Below are 6,859 nucleotides of genomic sequence, written 5' to 3'. Positions count from 1 at the left end.
TCCCATTCCGAACACAGAAGTTAAGCCCTCTAGCGCCGATGGTACTGCAACAAGCGGGAGAGTAGGTCGCCGCCAGTTTTTTTAGCCTCATACTTTTACTAGTTTGAGGCTTTTTTTTTTTACTAGTTGAGAATTGTTCAAGAAAAAATGTAAGTATTTTTTTAGAAAAATCTAAAACCTACTCAAAATTCCCCAAGAAATTTTGGTAGATTTAAAATTGAACGCTTCGCCAAATTGCGAGCCATTGGAAATTTGAACACTCATCAAACCGATTGGTAGAAAGAATTTAAAACCAAACCCCAAACTGTATAATTTTATTTGACCTTCTAAATTTGGGTTATTTAAAACACCATATTGCACAAAAACATCAAAAAAATTTTGCGGATTTACAAGATAGCGGTATTCCGCACCACCATAAGCATAAAATTCGGCGTACAAAGAGTTTTCGTTAAAACCACGCAAAGAATTCCATCCGCCGAAACGAAATAATTCATTCGTATTCAGTTCATTTTTGGCGTTAATAAGCGCAGATTCTCCATTGAGATTTAAGTAATGATTTCCCGCGAGATGAAAATTATTTTCTGCGTTAATGAAATATTGGATTTGATTAAACCTCTGGTCCGTGTAATTGGCGCGCAAATAATCAATATTGGTATTGATGCGCGTTTGATACTGGAATATTTCGGTTTCTGTGGGTTTTGTAAATTGATACCAAACGCCAATTCCTTGCTTTGTAAAATCTTTTCCGCCCGTGTAAAGTGAATCTAAAACCGCAGAATTTTCAAAGGTACCCCGAATTCCAATTTTTTGATTGCTCGAAATATGATAATAAAAAGCAGGAATAGCTTTTACTGTTGCAAATGTAGAATCTTGGCGATAAATATTAACATTTAAATTAAAACCAATTTTTGAATTAAATAAATATGGAATATCCGTTCCTAAATTAAAAGTTTGTCCGCTATCTGGATTTCTTTGCCAATACAAATTGATAGTTTCAAAACCGTTGAAAATATTTTTCAAATTCAAATTTAAAGAACCATTTAAGGTAAATTTATCCGTTTTATCATTTCCAAAACCGATTATTCCATCAAAAGTGCTGTTGATTTTCTTCTTTAGAAATAAGTAAATTTCAGTAGAATCCTTTTTAAATAATGTTTGTGGCGGACGTTCCAAAAGCACAAACGGATGATTTTGCAAACTGCTATTTATTTTTAATAAATTTTTATCATCATAAGTTTTATGCAGAAAATCTTCATCTAAATTTTTCACAAAACGTTTTGGAACTTTGTCGTAATCTTTTAGCACCAATTTATCAATCGTTCTTTTTTCCGAGAGAGAGATTTCTAAATCTACTTGTGGAATTTCATTTTTAAAACCTTTAAATTTCGCTTTTACACGGTTAAACGCAAAACCTTTATCACGAAATTTTTGATTGATATTTTGCTTTAAAGAATCTAGATTTTTAGTTCTAAAATTTTGTGATATATTGAGTTGTTTTGCCAAAGAATCAGAAACATGAACTTCCGCAATATTGAAATTTTGCTTTTTGTCAAAGTAGATTTCGGTAGAATTTTCAGTCTTTTTTACGTTCGTAACTTCCGTTAAATAATAATAATTTTGTGAAAGGGAATCTAAAAATTTCACCGCGGAAAGTGAATCTGAAACTTCTTTCTTTTGATTACTTTGAATGTCAATCAATAAATATCTTTTTTTCTGTGCGTGCAAAGAAAAATTAATTAGAATTAAAAAAAAGAATAAAAAATGTTTCAATAATTAAAAATTAAACGAAATATTAAAATTTAATATTTCAATTGAGCAATATTTACTTTGCGTCTTAAATACGAAAAAGTAATTGCGTCTTTGCATTTAACTAAAAACAACATTTAATCAATTTTATTATAATTCCGCATCAGTTTTTCATAGAAATTCTGTGGTAAAATCCATTTTAGAGGAACGCCAATTCTCTGTCCAAACTTACCAAAATAATAATGCGCTTTCCATTTTTTTTCACTTAATAATTTCTCAATATAAGTTGCAACTTCAGTTGGTTCAATGCCATTTTCCACGTGCGAATTCATTAAAGAATACACTTTTTCAAAAATATTTTTATAAGGTTCAGAAACATTTGTTTTTAATCTATTTTCGGCAATATTCGTTTTTATATCGCCCAAATGTAAACTACAAACTTCAATATTCCAGAGAGAAATTTCATAACGAATTGCTTCTGTCACTTTATCCAATGCAGATTTTGATGCCGAATAAAACCCACGAAAAGGCAATCCCATTTCAGAACCAATACTTGAGATATTAATTATTTTTCCATTTTTTTGTTCACGCATTTTTGGTAAAACGGCACTCATCATCATTACAGAACCAGCTAAATTTAAATTAAATATGTTTAAAATATCTTCTTGCGAAGTATCTTCAACTGGACCAACAATTCCCATTCCTGCGTTGTTTATGAGCAAATCTATTGTAGAATTATTTTTTAAAATTTCAGAGATTGCAGAATCAATAGAATCTTTTTTAATAATATCAGTCGATATAGACGTGAAAAATTTACTTTGCACCAAAGTTCTACTTAAACCAAAAACTTGATGCCCTTTTTTTCCAAAATATTCCGCTAAAGCAAAACCAATTCCCGCGGAACTTCCTGTGATTATTATTGTCATTAATTTAAATAAAAAGTAAAAGTAAAAAGTAAAAGTAAAAAGTAAAAAGTAAAAAGATTAATTTAGAAAAGCTTGCGCACTCTGCTAAAAACATTTACGTCTTTGCGTAAAATTAATATCCACGCAAATCATCCAAAATCACTTTGTCTTTTTCAGCAGGCGTTAATTGATAATTATATCCAGGTAAAGCTGGTTCCCAATCGCCGTAACCAGAATTTGGTAACATTATAAATCTATTTCCAAATTGATTTGAATTTTGATCAACCAATTCATTTCTTTCAGTTTGTGGTTTTTTATTAAATATTTTAGAAAAATCTGCTAAATTATCGCCCATATAAATAATAACATCATAATTTTTTAAAACTTCTAAACGCCGTGCTTCTTTATCTGAAGTTGTACCTTTCAACAATAAATGTTCATTATCTGCAAATGGAAACCCTAAATCCTTTAGGTTTTTTAGTGTTCCAGCTCTGTCGTTTTCATCTCTATTTGAAATATAAAAAACTTCAATATTTTTAGATGCCGCATAATTAAACAAATTGACTGAACCAGGATACGCTTTTGCTTCGCCTTTTGCCGTCCAATTCATCCAAGTTTTTGGATCATAATCTTTCCCATTTTTGGCTTCTGTTACTGCGTAAGGAGAATTGTCTAAAAAAGTTTCGTCAATATCAGTAATAATTGCTAATGGTTTTTTAGAATTCATTTTTAAATTTTCATCAATTCTCATTTGTGCAATATTATAAGCTTGATAACAAAGCGCGCGAAACTCACCAGAATTTTGTTGCCACAACGCAGAAAAAACTTTTCCATTAAGGGAAATATTATTTAATTTTTGCGAAGAATTTGTAACCGTATTTTGCGGTAAAGTATTAATAGAAACCTTACAAGAAGTTAGAAAAACAAGTGTAAAAGCTAGAGTTGTAATTTTAAGAGATTTCATTTTTTATAAATTTAAGTGTAAAATTATGTAATTTAAATTTCAGAAATTGTTTCAAAATCTTCCCAGAAATTTGGATAAGATTTTTCTACTATTTCTGGGTTTTCTATATTTATTTCTTTAACCAAAGCAAATGGCGCAAAACTCATCGCCATTCTGTGATCGTTATAAGTTTTTATTAAAATATTCTCATCTGGAGTGAAAAATTTTATAGATTTTATCTCATCATCCGAAATTTCTGTAACACAACCAATTTTAAATAATTCACTTTTTAAAGCTTCCAAACGGTCAGTTTCTTTTACTTTTAAAGTTGCTAAACCTTTTAAATGAAATGGAATTTGTAGCGCAGTTGCAGTAACACAAATAGTTTGCGCAATATCGGGTGAATCGTTTAAATTAAGATTTATTTCCGAAGATTTCTCAAAATTATGATTTGGTAAAAGTGAAATTTTATGTTCTCCACTTTCTGAAATGGTGTTAATCCCAAAATATTTCCAGAAAATTGTTTGTAATTCTGAATCACCTTGTATGGAATCAGACAAAAATTTCTGTAACATAATCGGCTTTCGTCCAATGGCTGCTAAAGAATAAAAATAGGACGCAGAACTCCAATCACTTTCTACTGTAAAATGTTCATTTGAAATAAAATTCCCTTTATTAGAAAGGTTTTTAACGGTAATTAATTGCTCGGAAATCTCACAATCTATTCCTAATTCTTTTAGTATTTCTCTTGTCATTTCCAAATAAGGTCGGGAAGTTATTTCACCTTCTAAATTAATGCGGATTCCGTTTTCTAATTTTGCACCGATTAACATTAAAGAAGTAATAAATTGGCTGGAAACTTTAGCATTTATTGAGACTGAATTTTTCGCAATTTTTTTACCAACAATTTTTAAAGGTGGAAATCCATCATTTTCTAAATATTCTATTTCTGCGCCTAAACTTTGTAAAGCTGAAACTAAATCCTTTATTGGGCGCTGTTTCATTCGCTCAGAACCTGTTAAAATCGTGGTTTTATTTTCTTGAATTGCAAAAAAAGAAGTTAAAAATCTCATTGCAGTTCCGGCGTGATGGATGTCTATTAATTCATTTTCAGATTCTAATGCTTTTTGTAACAATTGCGTGTCTTGAGAATTGGAAAGATTGTGGATTTTAAAATGAGAAAATAAATGTTCCAAAATCAACAAACGATTCGAAATACTTTTCGAACCGCTGATTTTTATATCGATGTTTGGTTTTAAAATTCTTTTTTCAAGTTTTAGCATCTAAGAATATAAATTATTTTAGTTTTTTATTATTTTGATGGCGTTCAAAATCACGCTCTGTATTTTTCTTTATTTTTTTGTCAAAAGCATCTTGTAAATCAACACCCGTTTGATTGGCTAAACATAAAGTCACAAATAAAACATCGGCTAATTCTTCACCTAAATCTTTGGTTTTGTCTGATTCTTTTTCAGATTGTTCCCCAAATCTTCTGGCTATAATTCTTGCAACTTCGCCCGTTTCTTCAGTTAAAATAGCCATGTTTGTCAATTCATTATAATAACGAACGCCAAATGTTTTAATCCATTCATCAACTTGCTTTTGCAGTTTTGTAATTTCCAAAATTTATTTATTTATGAGCGTGTCTAATTTATCGTTTAATACTTTTATTTGTTCTTTGAGTTCAATAATCTCATTATAAGTGTCGCCTCTTAATTGCGTATAATTGGCAATTCTTTCGGTTATTTGACGCAGAAAAAATAATGCACCAAATAAAACTAAACCTATAATTATAAAAGGAATATATTCAAAAAAAGAAGTTTCCATGCTGTTTTTTTTTAATTAAATTTTATTGATAAGCTCCTAAGGTTGCATTAGAACTTCGTGGAATTTTCTGAATGTCAAGCGGAACGGAAGCCGCAGCTGTTGCATTTCCTTTTCCACGAACCGGTGAATCTACTTTTACCCGAAGATTTAATTTCTGAGTAAAATAATTTTCAAATTTCGGATTTTGGTTTTGTAATGAATTGATGATATTTGAATTTCCAGCAAAACTAAATCCTGCAGAAGTTGCATCTTTATATTTTAATAAAGAATTTAAAATGTTATAAGAAAACGTTTGTCGAGATGTGGGTTTAAAAACAACAGAATTATCTGAATTTCCATAAAAAATAGAGTTTTTAATATTCAAAGTTAATGCACCGCTTTCGGTTCCACCTGCTTGATTTTGATATTCATTTGTTGCGTAAATTGACAAAAACGGAAGAGAAGAACTTTGTTCAAAATTATTATAAGATGCTAAAGTTGAATGTGTTAAGTTATAAATTCCGCCTTTAAAAATCCCGAAATCGGCTTGTCCGCAATTATTCATCACCAAATTTTGAGCATCAATTTTTGAGTTTACAGCATAAATTCCGAAATCTAAAAAAGTGTGAATAATTGAATTTTTAATTGTAGCAGTTCCATTATTAAAAGCCAAACCAGAATTTCCACCGAAAACTTTAGCGTAATTCATATTCAGTTTTGCTTGGTCTAAAAAGTCGATAGAATTCCAATTTACGGGAATCGTATCGTATTTTGTATCACTTCTATCGCCACGGAAAATTACTTCTGAACCTAAATCTCCATTCACATTTAAAATAGAATTTTTACCAATCGTCATTCCACTATTTTTGTGAAAATAGATTTTCGTTCCTTTTTCAATAGTTAAAGTTTTACCTTCTGCTAAAGTTAAATTACCAAAAATAATTTTTGCTTTATTATTCGTCCAAGTAGTATTTGCGTTTAAAATATTAGGATTTGTATCGGTTTTTATAAAATATTCCGCATCTTGAACGACAGAAAATAAAGTAATATGTTGATTTCCTGCAGGAGATTCTATTTGTATTCTATCTTCCGCAATAGCTTCTGGCGCATTTGCAATGGGTGCAATTTCTACAAAAATATACAAACTATCTTTTTTTCTTAACGGCACATTTGTAAAATCTATTCCCGATTTTCCATCCACATTGATTCTGTATAAAGAAGCCGCACCACTTCCCAAATAAATTCTTGGGATTTTTACATCTTTATCTTCTTTGTTATAAATTTTCACAGCATAAGTTTCAGATCGCGCTTGGTTATAAACGGTGTCACAAAAAACTGTATCTGTAGAGAACCTAAAGTTTTGACTAGGTGCTTCAAAAGTGATTTCGTCTCTATTACAAGAAATTACAAAAAGAGCAAGCCAAAAACACAAGGCAGTAATTACTTTATATTTCATAGA

At 30.0% G+C, this 6,859-nt stretch carries 7 protein-coding genes and 1 rRNA gene; 1 reads left to right on the top strand and 7 read right to left on the bottom strand.

The window, feature by feature from the left end; all coding sequences use genetic code 11:
• Positions 1 to 78: ribosomal RNA gene (gene rrf / locus ACN0WB_RS08980) — 5S ribosomal RNA — on the top strand; the annotation flags it as partial.
• Between the two features lie 93 nt (positions 79 to 171).
• Here the strand turns inward: rrf and ACN0WB_RS08975 are convergent.
• The 7 genes from ACN0WB_RS08975 to ACN0WB_RS08945 all read right to left on the bottom strand — a co-directional run bounded on the left by ACN0WB_RS08975 (position 172) and on the right by ACN0WB_RS08945 (position 6,856).
• Positions 172 to 1,698: a hypothetical protein gene (locus ACN0WB_RS08975; protein WP_417430961.1), complete on the bottom strand. Its 1,527-nt coding sequence runs from the start codon at positions 1,696 to 1,698 to the stop codon at positions 172 to 174.
• Positions 1,699 to 1,883: 185 nt separating this feature from the next.
• Positions 1,884 to 2,672 carry an SDR family oxidoreductase gene (locus tag ACN0WB_RS08970; protein ID WP_417430959.1) on the bottom strand — a complete coding sequence of 263 codons (789 nt, stop codon included), beginning with the start codon at positions 2,670 to 2,672 and terminating at the stop codon, positions 1,884 to 1,886.
• A 112-nt stretch (positions 2,673 to 2,784) separates the two neighbouring features.
• Entirely contained in the window at positions 2,785 to 3,615 is an 831-nt protein-coding gene (locus tag ACN0WB_RS08965) for a 5'-nucleotidase, lipoprotein e(P4) family (RefSeq protein WP_417430957.1), read from the bottom strand.
• Between the two features lie 32 nt (positions 3,616 to 3,647).
• On the bottom strand, positions 3,648 to 4,877 hold the full coding sequence (locus ACN0WB_RS08960; protein WP_417430955.1) for a 3-phosphoshikimate 1-carboxyvinyltransferase: 1,230 nt from the start codon (positions 4,875 to 4,877) through the stop codon (positions 3,648 to 3,650).
• 13 nt (positions 4,878 to 4,890) lie between these two features.
• The gene (locus tag ACN0WB_RS08955; RefSeq protein WP_417430953.1) at positions 4,891 to 5,217 is read right to left on the bottom strand and encodes a nucleotide pyrophosphohydrolase; all 327 of its coding nucleotides are present in this window, start codon (positions 5,215 to 5,217) and stop codon (positions 4,891 to 4,893) included.
• 3 nt (positions 5,218 to 5,220) lie between these two features.
• Positions 5,221 to 5,421 (bottom strand): hypothetical protein, encoded by a 201-nt coding sequence (locus ACN0WB_RS08950; RefSeq protein ID WP_417430951.1) that lies wholly within the window; start codon positions 5,419 to 5,421, stop codon positions 5,221 to 5,223.
• Between the two features lie 22 nt (positions 5,422 to 5,443).
• Positions 5,444 to 6,856: a hypothetical protein gene (locus ACN0WB_RS08945; protein ID WP_417430950.1), complete on the bottom strand. Its 1,413-nt coding sequence runs from the start codon at positions 6,854 to 6,856 to the stop codon at positions 5,444 to 5,446.
• Positions 6,857 to 6,859: the final 3 nt, after the last annotated feature.

Source organism: Halpernia sp. (assembly GCF_048269545.1).
Lineage (GTDB): Bacteria > Bacteroidota > Bacteroidia > Flavobacteriales > Weeksellaceae > Halpernia.
The sequence above is the reverse complement of the archived record's forward strand: the minus strand, read 5'-3'. Positions and strand labels throughout refer to the sequence as shown.

What these genes read in the sequence shown, in the direction of transcription:
- ACN0WB_RS08950 (WP_417430951.1), bottom strand. Translation starts at nt 5,421, where the DNA reads ATGGAAACTTCTTTTTTTGAATATATTCCTTTTATAATTATAGGTTTA.
- ACN0WB_RS08970 (WP_417430959.1), bottom strand. Translation starts at nt 2,672, where the DNA reads ATGACAATAATAATCACAGGAAGTTCCGCGGGAATTGGTTTTGCTTTA.
- ACN0WB_RS08965 (WP_417430957.1), bottom strand. Translation starts at nt 3,615, where the DNA reads ATGAAATCTCTTAAAATTACAACTCTAGCTTTTACACTTGTTTTTCTA.
- ACN0WB_RS08960 (WP_417430955.1), bottom strand. Translation starts at nt 4,877, where the DNA reads ATGCTAAAACTTGAAAAAAGAATTTTAAAACCAAACATCGATATAAAA.
- ACN0WB_RS08945 (WP_417430950.1), bottom strand. Translation starts at nt 6,856, where the DNA reads ATGAAATATAAAGTAATTACTGCCTTGTGTTTTTGGCTTGCTCTTTTT.